Annotated in this window: 15 protein-coding genes; 6 read left to right on the plus strand and 9 right to left on the minus strand. The window is 46.6% G+C overall.

Features of this window, described 5'->3' with window-relative positions; all coding sequences use genetic code 11:
- Together GF401_15620 and GF401_15625 are read right to left on the minus strand one after the other, a co-directional pair.
- The coding region (locus tag GF401_15620) for a hypothetical protein (GenBank protein ID MBD3346482.1) at positions 1-952 on the minus strand (952 nt) is incomplete at its 3' end.
- A gap of 334 nt (positions 953-1,286) precedes the next feature.
- Entirely contained in the window at positions 1,287-2,246 is a 960-nt protein-coding gene (locus GF401_15625; GenBank protein ID MBD3346483.1) for a hypothetical protein, read from the minus strand.
- Between the two features lie 192 nt (positions 2,247-2,438).
- Here GF401_15625 and GF401_15630 point away from each other — a divergent pair, with 192 nt between their 5' ends.
- Genes GF401_15630 through asnS form a run of 3 tightly spaced genes read left to right on the plus strand, consistent with a single transcriptional unit; the run spans position 2,439 to position 4,861 of the window.
- Positions 2,439-2,960: an adenine phosphoribosyltransferase gene (locus GF401_15630; protein ID MBD3346484.1), complete on the plus strand. Its 522-nt coding sequence runs from the start codon at positions 2,439-2,441 to the stop codon at positions 2,958-2,960.
- A gap of 23 nt (positions 2,961-2,983) precedes the next feature.
- Complete coding sequence (locus GF401_15635) at positions 2,984-3,427, plus strand: hypothetical protein (protein ID MBD3346485.1); 444 nt, start codon at positions 2,984-2,986, stop codon at positions 3,425-3,427.
- A 42-nt stretch (positions 3,428-3,469) separates the two neighbouring features.
- Positions 3,470-4,861 (plus strand): asparagine--tRNA ligase, encoded by a 1,392-nt coding sequence (asnS, locus tag GF401_15640; GenBank protein ID MBD3346486.1) that lies wholly within the window; start codon positions 3,470-3,472, stop codon positions 4,859-4,861.
- Positions 4,862-4,940: 79 nt separating this feature from the next.
- Here the strand turns inward: asnS and GF401_15645 are convergent, their stop codons facing one another.
- The 4 genes from GF401_15645 to GF401_15660 all read right to left on the minus strand — a co-directional run bounded on the left by GF401_15645 (position 4,941) and on the right by GF401_15660 (position 9,662).
- Positions 4,941-5,900, minus strand: a complete 960-nt coding sequence (locus GF401_15645) for a family 43 glycosylhydrolase (protein MBD3346487.1) — start codon at positions 5,898-5,900, stop codon at positions 4,941-4,943.
- 80 nt (positions 5,901-5,980) lie between these two features.
- The gene (locus GF401_15650) at positions 5,981-6,859 is read right to left on the minus strand and encodes a hypothetical protein (protein ID MBD3346488.1); all 879 of its coding nucleotides are present in this window, start codon (positions 6,857-6,859) and stop codon (positions 5,981-5,983) included.
- Positions 6,856-7,638 carry a hypothetical protein gene (locus GF401_15655; protein MBD3346489.1) on the minus strand — a complete coding sequence of 261 codons (783 nt, stop codon included), beginning with the start codon at positions 7,636-7,638 and terminating at the stop codon, positions 6,856-6,858. The genes GF401_15650 and GF401_15655 overlap by 4 nt, the downstream gene beginning before the upstream one ends.
- Entirely contained in the window at positions 7,623-9,662 is a 2,040-nt protein-coding gene (locus tag GF401_15660; GenBank protein MBD3346490.1) for a PDZ domain-containing protein, read from the minus strand. Before GF401_15660 ends, GF401_15655 begins: the two co-directional genes overlap by 16 nt.
- Before the next feature lie 557 nt (positions 9,663-10,219).
- Here GF401_15660 and GF401_15665 point away from each other — a divergent pair.
- The gene (locus GF401_15665; protein ID MBD3346491.1) at positions 10,220-11,644 is read left to right on the plus strand and encodes an adenosylhomocysteinase; all 1,425 of its coding nucleotides are present in this window, start codon (positions 10,220-10,222) and stop codon (positions 11,642-11,644) included.
- 72 nt (positions 11,645-11,716) lie between these two features.
- Entirely contained in the window at positions 11,717-12,556 is an 840-nt protein-coding gene (locus GF401_15670) for an FAD-dependent thymidylate synthase (GenBank protein ID MBD3346492.1), read from the plus strand.
- On the opposite strand, the gene GF401_15675 is transcribed toward GF401_15670, so the two are convergent.
- On the minus strand, positions 12,519-13,565 hold the full coding sequence (locus GF401_15675) for an alpha/beta fold hydrolase (GenBank protein ID MBD3346493.1): 1,047 nt from the start codon (positions 13,563-13,565) through the stop codon (positions 12,519-12,521). The genes GF401_15670 and GF401_15675 overlap by 38 nt on opposite strands.
- A gap of 16 nt (positions 13,566-13,581) precedes the next feature.
- Between GF401_15675 and GF401_15680 the strand changes: the two genes are divergently transcribed.
- Entirely contained in the window at positions 13,582-15,636 is a 2,055-nt protein-coding gene (locus tag GF401_15680; GenBank protein ID MBD3346494.1) for a hypothetical protein, read from the plus strand.
- Between the two features lie 11 nt (positions 15,637-15,647).
- Here the strand turns inward: GF401_15680 and GF401_15685 are convergent, their stop codons facing one another.
- Entirely contained in the window at positions 15,648-17,222 is a 1,575-nt protein-coding gene (locus GF401_15685; protein ID MBD3346495.1) for a hypothetical protein, read from the minus strand.
- 261 nt (positions 17,223-17,483) lie between these two features.
- Positions 17,484-18,086 carry a hypothetical protein gene (locus tag GF401_15690; GenBank protein ID MBD3346496.1) on the minus strand — a complete coding sequence of 201 codons (603 nt, stop codon included), beginning with the start codon at positions 18,084-18,086 and terminating at the stop codon, positions 17,484-17,486.
- Positions 18,087-18,115: the final 29 nt, after the last annotated feature.

The following is an 18,115-nucleotide window of genomic DNA, read 5'->3' on the forward strand; positions in this document are numbered from 1 at the left end:
CATAAGAATAGGGAGCAACGGTTCCTGCAAAGGGCTTGTAAGCATTGTACTTTGCCCGTGCATCTGCACCCACAAGATATCCGTCGAGGTGATGAAGTGCCGCTTCGATCATCATCCAGTCGAGGACTGCCTGAACCCGTATTTTGTCTTGGGGCGTTGCTGCAAATTCATAGGCGTTGAGGGCCGATTGGATGCAATAGCCGCTGTAATTATTGCTGTTCCACTCGATTCGGCCGACGCAAAAGGCTGCGCGGACCCAGTTTTTAAGAAAGGAATCATAATAGCTTACATACGTATTGTCGGCATATTCGTGGGCAAAAAGATAGCCGGCCAGTCGGGCCATCCAGTGGTAGTTTTCAGAATTGAATTCGGTATAACCGTAAATCGGGTCCATGTGGTGATCATTCCGCATGAGTGATTCCCAGCCGGTGACCGTTACCTGTTCATCGACTCTTTGGCCATCCATGGTAACCGAGTTATCATAGGTCCGCTGATCGTAAAGTTGCGAGTAGACGCGATCGAGTTGTGTCTGTGGAAGCTTATCTTTGAAAGCGAAATAGTACATAGCATAGCCGGGACAGGAGAAAGGTTTGAAAAAGGAACCGGCCCAGGTGCTGTTGAGAAGTTCATTTCCTTTGGTGTCAATCCAGTTCTGAATAGCAGGATCGTCACCGATATTCTTGGCCATTTCAGCCAGAAGCAGGGACCAGTCGCTTTTACCGGCGTCCTGACTCGATTCACCGTTACCCGGCTCCCAGGTTTGCGCATAAATCAGCGAATCCACCCGCTGTTGATAGTCGGGTTCCCAGGAACCATCGGGGCGAGTGACTGCAGGTTCAACGATTTTGCCTTGTTTTGCAAAAAGGTAGTTTTCCGAAAGCGTATCCTGCGCAAAGGCAGTCACGACAATAAGGCCGACAATGCCGGCAATGAATGAAAATTCAGATTTCATTATTAACTCCCGATAAGTGCGAATTACACTTTCAAATCACCGGAATAGCGGGTATTCCGATAATGACATAGGGGAGAATATGGTAGATTATTAATAATGAAGTCAATAAATAAATAGTTACATTTTTGTTACATAAATGGGGACGGAGCTAGTTTACTAGTTTAAGAGTCCCTAACATAATGAGGTACGTGAGGTACGTAACGATTGCTGAGCGAGAAGTACCATTGGCGAGGCAGGTGAAGCAGACATATCCGTTGAGATATGGCGATGCAGCCCAACGAAGCCAATGGGTTTTAGCAGCCGGCCGGAGTAGGACTTCATTTTGTTAGGGACTCTAAGGCTGTGAATTTTTCCATCGCTTATAAAGGCTCATCGCTGATGGAACGGTAATTTTCAGAAATGATGCAATGGCAGTATAGGGCAGCAACTCATCATGTCGGACTTTGTAACAGAAATAAGCCCGTGCTTCGGAACGAGTGCTCAATCTACTGCGACTCATTAGTTCTTGAATTGTAAGTGAATATTTTCTGCACACCTCATTGGCGGTCTTTGACAATACTTCAGCATAATCTGCCTGCCGATGGCGCCGAAGGTTACCTATTGCATGGCTAGCCATGGCATTTCTGACAAATTCCGGATCGCCGATCACCGCTGGCCAACCTTTCTTCGATCCGTCAAATTCAACTGAATCTTCTGGGGATAATGCGCCCGAATTACATATTTTATCCGGGTCTACCGCCTCATTCAGATATATCATATATTTCTTGATTGCTGCTTTTTCAGTCCGACCGAATCGACGAAGCGCCTCTTTTCTATGCTGAAAATCACGCCCAATTGCTCCATTGAGCCCGAGAAGGTAACGATGGCCAGACCATTTCCATGCAGCTAACTCCTCAAGAGATGATACTAATCCCGCTCGTAAGGGATTGAGATGAATATAGCGAATTAGGTGCAGAGCATATTCCTGATCCTGGCAAAGGACCGATTTGAATCGATTCTGAAACAGGTAGCCGTTTCGCTCCTCCTTATTATTAAACCACTGAGCGTAGACCCCGTTAAGCGGCCGCATCAATTTACTCATCGGGTTTTCATTTGTTCTCAAAAGGAAGTGGTAATGATTGTTCATCAAACACCAGGCAAGGCACCGATAACCGCAATTTTTCTGATATCGTGCAAATAAATAAAGGAATTTCAAGCGGTCGTTGTCGTTGTTGAATATTCTTCTACCATCGATTCCCCGAGACATTATATGAACAAGTGAACCTGGAAATTCCAATCTGTTCATTCGAGGCATTTATCTACTCCTTTCGGCTTGTTCCCGCTTTTCCTGCAGAGCAAAAGAAGATAAATTATGACGCCAGCTTAAACTTCTAAACTAGCTCCGTCCCAAATTTGAATTTCAATCCCCGCCTGCTAAATGAGTATTTTAAATGTTATCCTATATTTTTTCCATAATTCTTTTGTTCTATTCACAAAGGAGCCATTCATGAATCTTGACGACGCCATACGCAAAGTTCCCGATTTCCCCAAACCCGGTATTCTCTTTTATGATATCACCAGCATATTTGCCAATCCTGAGGCTTTCTCCTATTGTGTTGAGCAGATGATGGAGACCTATAAGGACAAACATGTGGATGGCGTTATTGCAATCGAAAGCAGGGGATTTCTCCTCGGCGCCTGTTATGCCGAAAAGGCAAAAGTTCCCCTGGTTCTTGCCCGGAAAAAGGGAAAGCTCCCCGGCGAAACGGTCCAGCAGAGCTACACCCTTGAATATGGTGAAGCAACCCTGGAGATCCACAAAGCCGATCTGCTTCCAGGAAAAAAATGGCTCGTTATCGATGATCTCATCGGCACCGGCGGCACACTGGAAGCTGTTGCTCTGATGATTGAAAGCGTGGGCGGTGAAATTGCCGGTATATTTTCAATCATCGGTCTGCCTTTTCTCAGCTATAAGAAGAAAATCGGAAAATATGAGCCGGTTACTCTGATCGAATATGAAGGTGAATAGCAGCCTCCTTTGCTGCAGGGATGATGAAACTCCGATTATATAAAGAGCCCTACCGCGACCCCATGAAACCCGGGGTGGTGCGTCTGCTTTTTGAAGGAATTCAGTCGCCGGAAGATCAAAAAGACAAATTCGACGATTTTTACCTGTATGTCTGGATCGATACCGGCGGTGTTCTGAAAAGTTTCCAGGCTGTTCTGGATGATCTACTCGTTTTTGAGGTCAAAATGCCATCGGTGATTTCCTTTGGACAGATAAGCAAAGAACCGTTCAATCGGACTGTAAAAATTAATAAATCATCTCAGAAACGAAAACGAATGATAAGAATAATGAGCAATCTGCGCAATGAATATTTTCCCGATTTATTGAAAAGGGCAGGGGAGATTGCCCGGGAAGAAAACATTGTTCCGGTAGAGTTGAGCAGGGAAGAGAAAATGGCATTTGAGAAGTTGATGAAAGAGAATGTGTGAAATGTTAATAAAACAGTTTGAAGTTAATCATCAGGAGTACATATGGCAGTATTCACCGTAAAACAAATCTTTCAGGCGGAACAGCCACCGAGGGGAGAAATCGAAGTACGTGGTTGGGTACGCACAAAGCGGGATTCAAAAAAATTTTCCTTTATCGAGTTAAATGACGGCAGCTGTATGGCGAGTCTGCAGATTATCGCCGAATCATCAATTGAAAACTATGATGATACGGTTTTGAAACTGACTACCGGAAGCAGTATTGCTGCGGTGGGGATTATTGTCGAATCGCCGGGGAAGGGTCAGAAATATGAAATGCAGGCAAAAAAAGTAACTGTCTATTCAATCGCTCCGCCGGATTATCCTCTGCAGAAAAAACGCCACAGTTTTGAGTATCTCCGCGAGATTGCCCATCTCCGTCCGCGCACAAACACCATTGGGGCTGTTGCCCGGGTCCGCAGTTCGCTGAGTCATGCGATTCATACCTTTTTCCAGGACCGCGGTTTTGTATATGTGCATACCCCGATCATCACGGCGAGTGACTGTGAAGGCGCGGGGGAGATGTTCAGGGTGACGGCGCTGGATCTTGATAATCCACCGAAAACCGACGACGGCCGGCTTGATTATTCACGGGACTTTTTCGGTAAACAGGCATCGTTGACAGTCAGCGGGCAGCTCGAAGGTGAAATTTATGCGATGGCGTTGGGGAAAGTGTATACCTTCGGCCCCACATTCAGAGCAGAAAACTCAAATACTTCCCGGCATCTGGCCGAGTTCTGGATGATCGAACCGGAAATGGCCTTCTGTGACCTCTACGGCGACATGGACCTTGCCGAAGAATTTGTTCGGTATCTCGCGCGGCATGCACTGGAAAAAAACCATGAAGATATCGCATTTTTCAATGTGCGGATCGAGAAATCGGTCATCGAAACGTTAAAGAATATTGCGGAAAATCCTTTTGAGCGTATTTCCTATACCGATGCGATTACTATTCTCGAAAAAAACAACGAAAAATTCGAGTACAAAGTTACATGGGGAACCGATATTCAGTCGGAACATGAACGGTTCCTTACCGAACAGGAATTCAAAAAGCCGGTTATTGTATACGATTATCCTAAAGAGATCAAATCTTTTTACATGAAGCTTAACGACGATGATAAAACAGTGCGGGCCATGGATGTTCTGGTTCCCAGGATCGGTGAGTTAATCGGCGGCAGTGAACGGGAAGACCGTCATGATATGCTTGTTAAACGAATCAATAGTCTGGGCCTCAATGAAAAGGACTACTGGTGGTATCTTGACCTTCGCAAATACGGCGGCGTCCCCCATGCCGGGTTCGGACTGGGTTTCGAGCGCTTGCTGTTGCTTGTGACCGGTATGCAGAATATCCGTGATGTCATTCCCTTCCCCCGGCATCCCGGATATGCGGAGTTTTAGAAGGCTGTAGCGGGACGCTGCCGCCGCTTCCATTTTCCAAGACATGGGCAATTTAAGGTGCGGTGGTAAATGACGGCGGCTATTCGAACATCGACAAATCCCATTCGTCGCGCCACGCTATTTTCATTCTGTCACCTTCCCACATAATCGGCAACCAGACATACCGTGAGTCCCGCAGGTCCTCCTTGATCCACCGGTCGGCCATGAAAATGAAGGCGTCTTTTTTATTCTGCAAGGGCAGCACAAAGGTGCTCTGGGAATAAAAGGTCTTCTCGTTTTCGGGACCGATACAGGGATTCCCTTTCACTTCCCACGGGCCAAGCACGCTGTCGCTGATCGCATATTCGGCTTCATTGGGATCCCACCCGGAACATCCCGAAGAGACGCAATAATACCGGCCGTTCCGTTTGAATATCGCCGGGGCTTCACGACGGGCTTTTACGAAATTATGAGTAAACGTACCACTCTGGGACAGATAATCATCGGTGAGAAGAGAGATATGCAAGGTTCCATTACTACGAAAGGTCCCATCACCATTATCATTTGAAGAATATATCAGATAGGCACTGCCGTCATCATCTTTAAACACCGTCAGGTCGCGACTCTCCCATCCGTTGGGGCGCATGCTGTCGATATATTCGAAGGGACCGGTGGGTGAATCTGAAACAGCAATGCCCGCACGGGCATACAGATAATCAGCCGTGTCCACATGCATCCACATGACATATTTCCCGGTTCTATCATTGTAGACTACCTTCGGGCGCTCGATTACCTTTGATGGATGCAAGTCGTGGGAGGGGTCCTTCGGGACCGGTTTTAGAACCGTGCCTTCGCAGTTCCAGGTAATCAGGTCGCGGGATGAATAACAATTAACACCAAGGGCATCCACCCGATAGCGCGCTCTGCCGGCTTCTATCGTTTTGCCGTTTTTGTTCTCTCCGTACCAGTAATAGATACCGTTATGGTACAGGATGCCTCCGCCATGGGCCTGAATTAAATTGCCATCCATATCGAACCATTGACTACCGGGTTTGATCATGCGCTAATTCCTCAAAATATCGAAGTCCATAAAGTACCAGTTTCATCGAATATAATAAATTCGATCAACCAGGTGCGATGCTATGATGAATATTTGATATGGTCCCGATAGCGTTTATGGAACCATCCAAAGTAGTGGTCGGGATACTTTTTGATCCACTCCGAAATAATATCGTTGTGTAATTTCTGATATGTATACAGGACCTGGTCACGGTCCATTGCTCTCGTGTCCGGAAGATCGGCGTTTTCAAAAAGAATCTTATATGAACCATCATCTTGCAAAAGCGCGTAGGTGGGAAGAAGTGCGCATCCGGTTTTTTCAAGGAGCCATCCGACCCCCAGAAGGGTGTTGGCATCTTTCCCCAGAAAGGGTACCATGGTTCCCTGCCGTCCAACATGCTGGTCGACCAAAATCGCCACCATGCCGTTTCGTTTAAGCACCTGAAGAGATTTCCGTAAAGACTTTTTTACATAGATTGTTTCAACGCCGGTCTTTTTACGTTTGCCGGCAAGCCAGTCCTGCACGGGGACATTTTTCATGGGTTTTGCAAGTACATTGAGATCGCGTATTTTTTGTCCAAAAACATTTGCCAGTATTTCCCAGTTACCAAAATGGGCAAGGAGAATAATGATTCCCCTGTTGCGGGCAAACATTTTCTCGATACTTTCATAGTTATGGACAACGTTGGGCGGCTGGGTTGAAGAGGCCCTGAGGAAATCGGCAAAATATCGACCAATATTGATATAGAGATTTCGCGTGATCTTCTGAATTTCATCTTCCGACCATAGCCCGGTATGCCGCATGTTTTTCTCGGCCACATGACGGTAGATTCCTTTTCGAAAAAGAATGATACCGATCGCGGCTCCCAGTTTCAGGGTCAGTTTGCGCGGAAGAACTTTCAGAACCGTTTCAATAATTCTAAGAACCAGGTATTGCAGGCAATGTGAAAGCTTTTTCATTGGTCCCTTTCGGGTATTTGCCCCATGACTTCGATAATATCTTCTGCCGGAAGGATAATGGGGGTTTCATTGAATTCTCCTTTGGGAGAAGGTATCACCCGCATAAGTAGAATGCCGAGGGTCTTGCCGTTTTGGGTAAAGGCAGGTCTCCCCAGGCCGTCAAAGATAGCAGTGCCGTCGGGGATATAGAAACGGCGGGGTTTATTTACAATGGCTTTAACACGACAGAGGGTAACAGAAGCCGTTCGTCCTGCGGCTTTTCCGAGCCGGCCGAGTAAAATGCATTCGTTGAGCACCGTCGCTTTTGCAGAATTCGAAAAATCGATAAAGGGAAAGGATTTCCCTGTCGAGTCGGTTGGTGATATAAAAACCAGATCGAGATCGCGGTCCCGGATAAGGACCCGGGCCTGGACTTCATCACTACCGGGCATAAGCATCTTAACATCAGAAATCTCGGTTTCAAAGCTGAAATCAGGATTATCCTCACCGCCAAAGGCCGGAGATGAATTGGCCCAGGGGTCGGTGACAAAAAGAGAGACTACGGCAAGTCCCGATGGATCGATTATTACACCGGTGACTTCCTGTTTATGTTCTCCCTGGTCCATCTCCTTGCCCGAGACCACCATCCGTTGACGGGTCACTAATTTTACCGTTATGACTGCATCCTTGTGCCGGGCATGTATTTTTGCGGCACGGTCTTCAATAGAACCGCCAACAGCAGTTGTAACCAGCGAAAAAAGTATTCCGAAAAGTAGCGTATGTCTTATTTGTTGTTCCAATCGGGTTCGATTTCCAGAAAAAGTGTATGGATACCCCTGCGGACATGAAATACCGCATAGGGCTCTTTCATTTCCTCTATAGATTGCATGGTTTTTTCCAAACTTTTGACATCGGGAATAGATGCCCGGTTGATCGCAGTGATAATATCGCCAACCGCAAGGTTGCCCAGTGCCGCCCAGCCACCCTGATCGACAACTTCAACCAGCACCCCCGACCGGGCTTGTTCAAGCTCCTTATTTACCTGATCGAAATAAGATATGTTCCGGGCGGTAAATTCGAAATTGTTGTCGCGGTACTTTTTCATTTCCCTCGATGGTCTCGGTGATCGAACCAACGTGACTTTTTTCTCAATCTCCTTTTTGTCACGTATCAGCGTAAGGTTCACTTCGGTGTCGATCGTGTAATCACGGATACGGGCATTGAAAAACTCGGCTTCCCCCGGCTCACTCACTTCCACCGGTTCATCATCGAGCTTTATAATGATATCGCCGGCGTGCAGTCCTGCCTTTTCCGCACTGCTGTTCGGGTAAACGCGGGTAACCCGCACTCCTGTCTTTCCTGCTATGCCGAGGTGATCGGCAATATCGGAAGTCAGCACCTGCACTGAAACGGGAAGCCAGGCTTTTCGGACCTCATAACCGTAATTGAAAATCTGCCTGTCGCCGATTTCAGCAACAGTCAAGCGTTGCTCGTTTTTCCGCTCAAATGCTACCAGTGTCGGAACCGGTTTATCGGTATCAGCTACCAGTGTCCGGGTAATTGCTGCTAATTCGTGGATATTCCTGACCGGCTTTTTGTCAATTGCAACAATGATGTCATTGGCCAGTATCGATGGACGTGCTTCATCACAGGGTCCTCCGGGACGGATCGAGGTGACCAGTACACCATCCTGATTCTCTCTTTTCATCTCCTTTGCCGCCATCAGAGAAATATTACGAACCGTCATTCCCCACTGCTTGATCTCGACCGTAGTCGGGCGCATATAGTCTCTTTTGACGGGAACAAGCGATACTTTTTTCTCTTTCCCTTTCCTTACGACCGTTACGGTAACACGCTTGCCTACCGGGAGCTGTACCACATAATTATTAAATGTAGGCAATTCTTCTGCAAAACGAATGCTCGGCTCATAGTCGCCGATTTTCCGGATAATATCTCCCGATTGAATACCGGCTTTTTGTGCGGGAGAGTTTTCGATAACTCCACTTACCAGGACGCCCTTTTCCGCTTTGGCGTTTTTAAGACGCGGCTGAACTTCAAAACCGGCCCAGCTGCGCGATATTTCACCTTTGTCGATTATTTCCTTTGCGATCCGCTGAGCAAGGCTTCCAGGAATCGCCGCACCTATCCCGAGGCTTATTTCGTTAATACCGATAATTTCACCCTTGAGATTAACAAGAGGCCCCCCGGAATTGCCGGGAAAAATATCGGCGTCATGACCGATCCACCGTACAAGCAGGCCAACATCCTCGCCGTCGATAGTAATTTTGTTAAAGGGCCAGTACATCTCCGGCATAACAAGTTCGGTGTTGCTGATTATCCCCATTGTTACCGATTGCGACAGGGCAAGGGGGCTGCCCATCGCCATAACATGGTCTCCAACTTGCAGTTCCGATGAATTCCCGAATGTGGCGGTGGCAAAGGACCGTTTCTTTTCGGGTATCAGTTTGATAACCGCAATATCGGTCAAGGGATCGGTACCCACAAGTTCGGCACCGATTTCTTCTTTTGACGGCATTGTGCAGACAATTCGTTTTGCTCTCCCTGCAACATGATGATTGGTGACAACATGACCTTCGGGCGTAATGATCACCCCGCTACCCGAGGTTTCGAACTTGGTTTCTCTTCCCTGCATATGCTCAACCGATACCACGTGGATCCTCACTAAGGCCGGTTTGATCTTTTCGATGGCGTAAGAAACTGCCGGAGAATCGGGTGCCGGATTATTTTTGTCAACTGATTGAGCAGACCATACGCTTCCGAACAATAAAAGGATCACTAAGGTAATGAGCGGTTGTTTTTGCATGTTTCCCCTGGTTGCAACAGATTTTTCGATACTTTGTTGGTGAACCGGTTCCTCAGGTCCTAAATGAAATTAAGAGGTGAGATTCCATAGTTCACCTTTTCAAAAATAGTATAAAACATGAATGTGATTTAAAATCACAAAAAAAATCGGGCTCGACCTCTCCAAAATGTATTTCCTGTGGAAACTGCACGGTTTTTTCTCCTGTAGATACTATACTGCAAACTGGGGAGCACCACCACAGTGGGGAACGGTTTTTCAGCCCCCATGTGTGGGGGGTGGGGGTTGGGCTATTAATCGAGCATTTTCCTGGTTGGGGTCCAGGGGGGCACCTGCCCTCCTCCAATCAATATCATCCTTTAAAAACCTGAAACCGTCAGGTACATTTTTGCCCGAGTTCCTAAGTCTTGTTAGGGCCTTTTGGCAATAACTTTGATTGAAAGGCTAAAATATTGTATTTTGGTCTATCTCTTGATTCCTTTGGGTTTCGATAATACCGATTTTTACAGGATTCAAAAGGAATTTTTTATTCATTATTATTGAAAAGGAGCATATTTCATATGGCCCCACATGTAAGTTTCTGGGATGATGTCCCATACGTAATAGCAGATATCGGACTTGCCGATTTCGGCAGAAAAGAGATGGTTATTGCCGAGCATGAAATGCCCGGATTGATGGCTATTCGAGAAAAATATGCCAAAGATAAACCTTTAGCAGGAGCTCGAATTGCTGGCTCCCTGCATATGACTATTCAGACAGCCGTTCTGATCGAGACGCTCAAGGACCTTGGCGCCGAAGTACAATGGGCTTCATGCAATATCTTCTCCACCCAGGACCATGCTGCAGCAGCAATAGCGAAAACCGGCATTCCGGTATTTGCCTGGAAAGGCGAATCGCTTGAAGAATATTGGGTGTGCACCTGGCGGGCACTTCATTTTCCCGACGGAAAAGGCCCGAACCTTATCGTTGATGACGGCGGTGACGCCACATTGATGATGCATCTGGGGCATAAGGTCGAAGATGATCCTTCGATTCTTGAGCGCACTGCCGAGTCTGAAGATGAAAAGTGCCTTATGGCCGCGCTGAATCAGATTCAAGCCAAGAAAAAAGGAATCTTCCATGAATGGGCAAAGGAATGGAAAGGTGTTTCAGAAGAAACCACCACCGGGGTCCATCGCCTGTACCACATGCAGAATAAAAAAGACCTTCTCGTTCCTGCATTTAATGTCAACGATTCGGTGACAAAAAGTAAATTTGATAACATCTACGGATGCCGTCATTCACTCACCGATGGAATCAAACGGGCTACCGATGTCATGATTGCAGGAAAGGTTGCCATGATCTGCGGGTACGGTGATGTCGGTAAGGGTTCCGCCGATGCGCTGGCTAATGAAAAAGCGATGGTCATGGTCAGTGAGATCGACCCGATCTGTGCCCTGCAGGCCTATATGACAGGGTATAAAGTCTGTACGGTCGAAGATGCACTGCCTCTGGCGGATATCTATGTAACCACAACCGGTGATTGTGATGTTATTACCGCCGATCACATGTCCAAAATGAAAGACCAGGCAATTGTATGTAATATCGGCCATTTTGATAATGAGATCCAGGTTGAAGCACTGCGGTCCTATCCCGGTGTGAAACATACCAATATCAAGCCCGGTACCGATATGTTCACTTTCCCCGACGGCCACAGTATCTACCTTCTCGCTGAAGGACGACTGGTCAATCTGGGATGTGCAACCGGCCATCCGTCCTTTGTCATGTCCAACTCCTTCTCGAACCAAACTCTTGCACAAATTGAGTTGTGGACAAAGAAGTACGATATCGGTGTCTACCGGCTGCCGAAAATTCTGGATGAAGAAGTCGCCCGCCTCCATGTTGAAAAGCTTGGCGGGAAGCTGACAAAACTGACCCAGAAACAATCCGAATATCTCAATATCCCTTCGGAAGGCCCTTACAAGCCTGAACACTATCGATATTAAGAAAAAATTGGAGTGGTGGGGGGTTACTCCACCACTCCATTACTCCAATATTTCATTACTCCAGGATTCCCTATGGCACATTGTATCTCTCCCGAAGCTGAAAAGGTTCTTGATAAGGAGTTCACAATCCTTAATAAGGGATTTGTCCGGCTTGTCGATTATATGGGCAACGATGATCGCATTGTCCAGTCTGCACGGGTCTCGTACGGTAAAGGTACGAAAAGCTACCGCCAGGACAAAGGGCTTATCACTTATCTGCTCCGTAACGATCATACCTCGCCTTTTGAACAGGTGGTCCTGACATTCCATGTCAAAATGCCCATTTTCGTGGCTCGTCAATGGATCCGCCACCGGACCGCCAGGGTGAACGAGATCAGCGGACGATACAGCGTCATGGAACCCGAGTTTTATGTGCCTACGGAAAAGGATGTCGCCTACCAGAGTACCGATAACAAGCAGGGAAGGGCAGAAGAGGACGTTCCCCAAAGCCTCAGGGAAAAGGTCATCGAACTTCTGAGAAAAGACCAGGAGACCGCTTACGGCAATTATCAATCAATGCTCGATGATAATATTGCCCGGGAACTTGCACGTATTAGCTTGCCCCTCAGTCTCTATACCGAAATGTACTGGCAGATTGATCTTCATAACCTGCTCCATTTTTTACGGCTCCGGCTCGATCCTCATGCTCAGAAAGAGATCAGGGTCTATGCAGAGGTACTCTATTCCCTGACAAAAAAGGTATGTCCCGTTGCGATCGAGGCCTTCGATAATCATATCCGGGGAGCACAGCGGTTTTCGGCCCGGGAACTCAAAGCCCTTCAGGATCTCCTTAAAAAGAAAACGGTTGCTCTGGAAGGCAAAGAATACGACCGGTTTATCGAGAAGCTTGGTATGGATCCTTCAGAGTTATAGATTCCTGGGAGGAAGTGCAGAAATCTTCGATTTTTGCAGCAATTAGATCAGCGTTCAACCAGGGCATCGAATGGCCGAGTCCTTCGAGGATTTCAAATCGGGCATGTTTGATTGTCTGGGGAATCAGTTTCCCCATCTCAAGCGATACGACCTTATCATCGGAGCCATGCAGAACCAGGACCGGACAGGTGATTTTTTCGGCATGGGGAACGGCATTGTAATCCTTGAGCATCGAGAATATCTGGCGATACCATCCGATTTTTTTAATAGCGATAATTTCAGGGGAAACATTTTCACCCATTCCTGAATTCTCGAACATCCTGACAAGCGACCGTCCGCGCTCCATGAGATAATAGAGCTTATAATCCGGGTAGGGAAGCAGTTTGTCGGCCATCCTGACGCTTCGGTCCCGCTGGTCTTGTGTGGCCCCGAAAAGTGTCGATGATATAAGAATAAGATTATTTACCGTGATTCTGGTTGGCGACCCGGTATAATGCACCGCGACCGCGCCGCCGATCGAATAGCCCAGGAGGCAAATGGTATCAAGCTCCATGACAGAAAAGAAATCCTCAAGGATGCAATTAAAATCATTGAGCTTTCCCCTGTAACAGTGGGTCTCCCAGGGAAGGTCGTAGGAAATAAGATTATATTGCTTCGCCAGGGAATGCATGTTCACAAAAACACGGCCGTCGGTATTGAGGCCGTGGAGCAGTACAAAGGTCGGCGCGCTCGTATCGGGTGAAGGATAGCTGAAATAGTAGTGGTTGATTTTCAGTTTTTCGGAGTAAATTTTATTATAGGTCCACCCTTTCAGATCAAAATCTGCATTTTTCTGTTCCATGGAAGGAATCTGTTCCATTTTCTGCTCATACTCTTCCCGGGGTACCCAGAAAAGCAGGGCGCTTATGAAAAAGGAAACAAAAATGCGGAGAATCGGTCCCATGGATACTAATATAAATGTCTGCACATGAACTTCATTCGTACTCGTGGTATGCTTTGAATATTTCATATAGTATTTTGTGGAAATGAGTACTACACCCAGACAAAAAACCGGTGTTTCTCCGGAACCGCGGAGCAAATCACTCGAACTGCTTGCACCGGCAGGATCGCTCGAATCATTCCATGCTGCTATCGACGCCGGGGCGGATGCTGTTTATGTCGGGCTCGGTGAATTCAATGCCCGTCTGCGGGCAAAAAACTTTACGTCAAAAACCCTCTCATTCTGTGTCCCCTATGCAAAATCACGAAACGTTAAGATTTATGTGACGTTAAATACACTTGTAAAGCAGCATGAACTCGAGCAGGCGGTCCATGTTCTTTTTCAACTTCAGCAATTGCGGGTCGATGGGATTATCGTTCAAGACCTGGGGCTGATACGGATTGCCCGGGGATATTTCCCCACATTAAAATTGCATGCCAGCACACAAATGGCAATTCATAATTCCGGTGGCCTCGATACAGCACAGCGAATTGGTATACGACGGGTTATTCTCTCCAGAGAATTGACTTTCGAGGAAATCCAAACCATGCGAAAAAAAACGTCCTTGGAACTGGAGCTCTTCGTGCACGGCGCGCTCTGCTATTCCATATCGGGCATGTGTCTTGCCAGCAGTTATTTGGGGGGGATGAGCGGCAATCGTGGGCGGTGCACGCAGGTGTGTAGAAGAAAATTTTCTTCCGGTGATAACGAAGGCTTTTTCTTTTCACCCGACGACCTCTCGGCAATCGACTTTATTCCGAAATTTAAGGATATCGGGATCAACAGCCTTAAAATCGAAGGAAGAATGAAAGGGCCGGAATACCTTCACACTGTCGTCTCGGCATACCGCCGGGCGATAGATACCCCGGAAAAGATTCCCGAACTCAAACAGGACCTTGTCTATGATTTTGGAAGAGAAAAAACATCCCTCTTTCTTTCCGGTGTCAAAAATGAAGGTATTATTCAGAGCCTGTCGATCTCGGGGACAGGAATCTTACTGGGTGAAATTGTCACTAAAACCGACACGACCCTTACAATCAAATCATCGGAAAGGCTGTCCGCCGGTGACCGTATTCGTATCCATCCGAAAAGCGGCTATGAAGGCAAAAGCGTGAAAGTTGCCGAGGTGAATGAAGGTGAACAAGAAGAACAGATTCTCACTGTCCCGGAAACGGCAAGTTTCCATAAAGGGGATTCGGTTTATCTGGTCAGCCGCAAAAAGGACAAGGCGCAATTTGAAAAGCGGAAAATCGATGTCCGCCCATACCGGTTCAGGCCATACTGTCCTTTCAGTCGCAAAATCATGAGAGAGTATACCGAAAAAAAAGGGGAAAAGCCCAGGCGAGCGCCGCACAAGCTCTTTATCAAGGTTGATTCCCTGGCATGGCTGTTTCAATTACAGGATGTCCGTTGTGATGGGATCATCGCCACCCTTGACCGGGAAGACATGATGAAACTTTATGTGAATTCATCACTGCTCCAGAGAATTAAGAACCGGCTTATCCTCTCTCTTCCACCTTTTATAAAGCAGGGCGACTTTTCCAAATGGTCGAAAATAGCGCGCATATTTAATGAAAAAGGACTCTCCAGGTGGTTTGCCGGAAATATTGGAGAACTTCCAATTTTCGAAAAGAAACCGGCCATTACCGCAGATTATCATATCTGGTGTCTCAACCGGGCAGCCCAGGCCATGATTCATGAACTTGAATTTGACGGTTTTACCTATTCACTCGAGGATGATATCCTTAATCTGAAAGCAACCGGTAATCCCCGGGGTTTTGCCTGTCTTTTCGCCTATGTACCGCTCTTTATCTCCCGGATAAAACCATTGCTTGACCAAGGCGATAAAATCACCGATTCCACAAGCGAAGAATTTTTTCTTGCGCAAAAACACAATCTCTATTATCTGGTGGGGCAAAAACCTTTTGGTATCACCCACAAGCGGGACCGGCTCGGCGATCTGGGTGTTCATAATTTTATTATCGACCTGAGTTTTTGCGAATGTAAAAAAAAGATACTGCGAGAAGTGCTTACGTCCTATAATAAGAAGGAAAAAGTGCCGGGATCGGTGCTTTTCAATTATAAGGCGGGATTGAAATAGGCTCTGCGCAGTTAATCCGATACCTTTTCGACACACCTGTTTGTATCAAGATACAACGCCTTGAGCACCCGCTGGTCTGTTATGGGGATTCTTACAATCGGCGCATTGTTGTCGATTGGGTATTTAATCAGGTCGGATGCCGATGGGGAATTGCAGGAACCCCGGCTGGCGTCTTTACTGCTTTGTAGAAGGTCTGGATGTCCCAGAACAAGCGTTGTATTTTGTTTTTTAAGATATGATAGGGGCGCGAGTTTTGAATGTCCCGGCCGGCTGTCGATAATTTTTCCCCGGCGGGCGATATATTCATCGGTTAATCCATGCATGTCGATTATGCGGAGAGTGGAATAGTACCCGATCGCGCCGATTGCCGTAGTGGCAAGGGTGACTTCCTTTTCACATCCTGCGAAAAAATCTTTTAATTTTTTTCCGATCAGAATCCAGTTTTCGTGATCGGCAGTCAGATGGCTCTGTAATGAGCCGATCGATTCGATTCCCGAAGTGTAATGAAAGGTTACCGCATGAACAAGCGACCCCGCGCAGATCATCAGAACCAGGGCGCTCCGGATTGCTTGTTGCCGGATGACAAAGACAACCGAAGAAATGAGAATAAACATTAACGGAAGGACCGGTACCATAAACCGGAATTCCATGAAATCACCGCCCACCGAGGCGATATACAGCAGCCAGAGGATAATGATACTTCCCGGAAAAATCAAAAACCTGGTTTTTTGCAACAATTGTCTTCCCAGAAAGGGGATTAAAAAGATAAAGGGAATCAGCCGGTACGACTGAAAAAAGAGCAGGATATACCGGATACCCTGTTCCAGCGATGCAACAGAAGAGACCTTGGCGTGGAACGTATTGGGAATCAAGGTCCCATAGTAGGACAGTTTCCAGATGCCGTAGCTGGCGAGAATACTCGCACCCGGTACGAGCAGGCACGTAAGGTAGAGTGCCTTTCTGGGTGGAGCGATCGTCCCTTTGATTATTGTACCGAGAATAAAAAAGGCAATTGCAGCTAAAGGCACAACTGAGTCGGGGCGTGTCAGAACTGCAGCGCTTGCAATCAGCGACAAACCTGTTAACCCGATGGGTGACCATCTGCCGTTCATTACTATAACCAAGCTTAAGTATGTTACTGCAGTGATCAGAAATGTCTGCATCTGTGTTTCCAGACCCCCGGTTGCATAGCAACTGAAGGTGTAATTGGTACCCAATAACAGAAGCGTCAATAGTGACAGTGCCTTCGATTTAAAAAGCACCATCGAAAGCGACCAGCTCATAACCAGGGTGCCGCCATAGAACAGCAATCCCAGCAACCAGGAAAAAACAATAGCATCCATCCCGATTACATGGGGAACCACCATTATGACAGTCCATAGAAAGTTGGTATATCCCTCCACCGGCTTTTCGCCGGGGTTCCAGACCAGACCGTGGCCCTCAGCAAGATTGCGGGCATAGCGGAAAGAGATGAATGCATCGTCCTGGATGAAACGGTTGAGGAATGCCAGCATAATAAGAATAACCATCAGTATAGTAATGGATGTCTTCTTTTGGGCAATCCTTGTAATCGATTTGGAAAACATACTTACAATCTGAAAAAATAAAGTGGCTTGTATCTTGAGAAAAATATTTAGCGAAGGAAGCTGGTTGCAAACTCAATAGGATCCCAAATCATAGATTCTATTTCCATTTTGGGGCCAAATTTGGAATTGTAGGTGCCATTTCATGGTTGAAAATGGCAACGAGCTTTCTATTACCTATTAAAAATCATCACACAGACATATATTTTCTCATTATATGTTTTAATGCTGTTCGATTCAAAAATCTTAACCAATTCAATTTCTTTATTTGCGGGATTTCCACTTATACTCCCTTTTAATATTCAAAGTATCATAAATGAAGGAAATATCAACTAAATATGGAGCCAGTTCCTGCTCAAGGTCGGATCTGAGACCAATATCAAGCGATTTGAATTTATACCAGTCATAACTGCTGCTCAATTCGGATTTAACTACTTCTTTAGAATCAAAGTGATCTCGGGAATAGATCAACTGCGGCTGTTCAACTTTGATTAAATCGATATAGTTTTTGGTAAGTGTTTCATTATTGCGCAGCAGGCCAAACATATCGATAAGTGATGAATTCGGGGGCATAAAGAACCGAATGGCGCCGATTTCATTGGCTGCAATTACAAGATCATTTTTTATGTGACGACCGGCCCAGATTGCGGCGCAGGCATATACACGCTCTCTTTCCTTTGCCCCCACCCATCCATTGGTGAGCCAATCCGCGTTTTTGCGAAGGGGAATATAAGAGAGCGCCGACCATAGAATTATGAATACAGAGATTATTATGTCACCACTATACTTTTTGTTAAGAAAATTTGTATTCTTAATGCCCTCGGAAATTAGCCGGATAAGTCCAAGTCCGCAAATAACGTAGGTCACAGGAAGAACCGGAACGAAGTACCATGGAA

This window comes from Chitinivibrionales bacterium, assembly GCA_014728215.1.
Lineage (GTDB): Bacteria > Fibrobacterota > Chitinivibrionia > Chitinivibrionales > WJKA01 > WJKA01.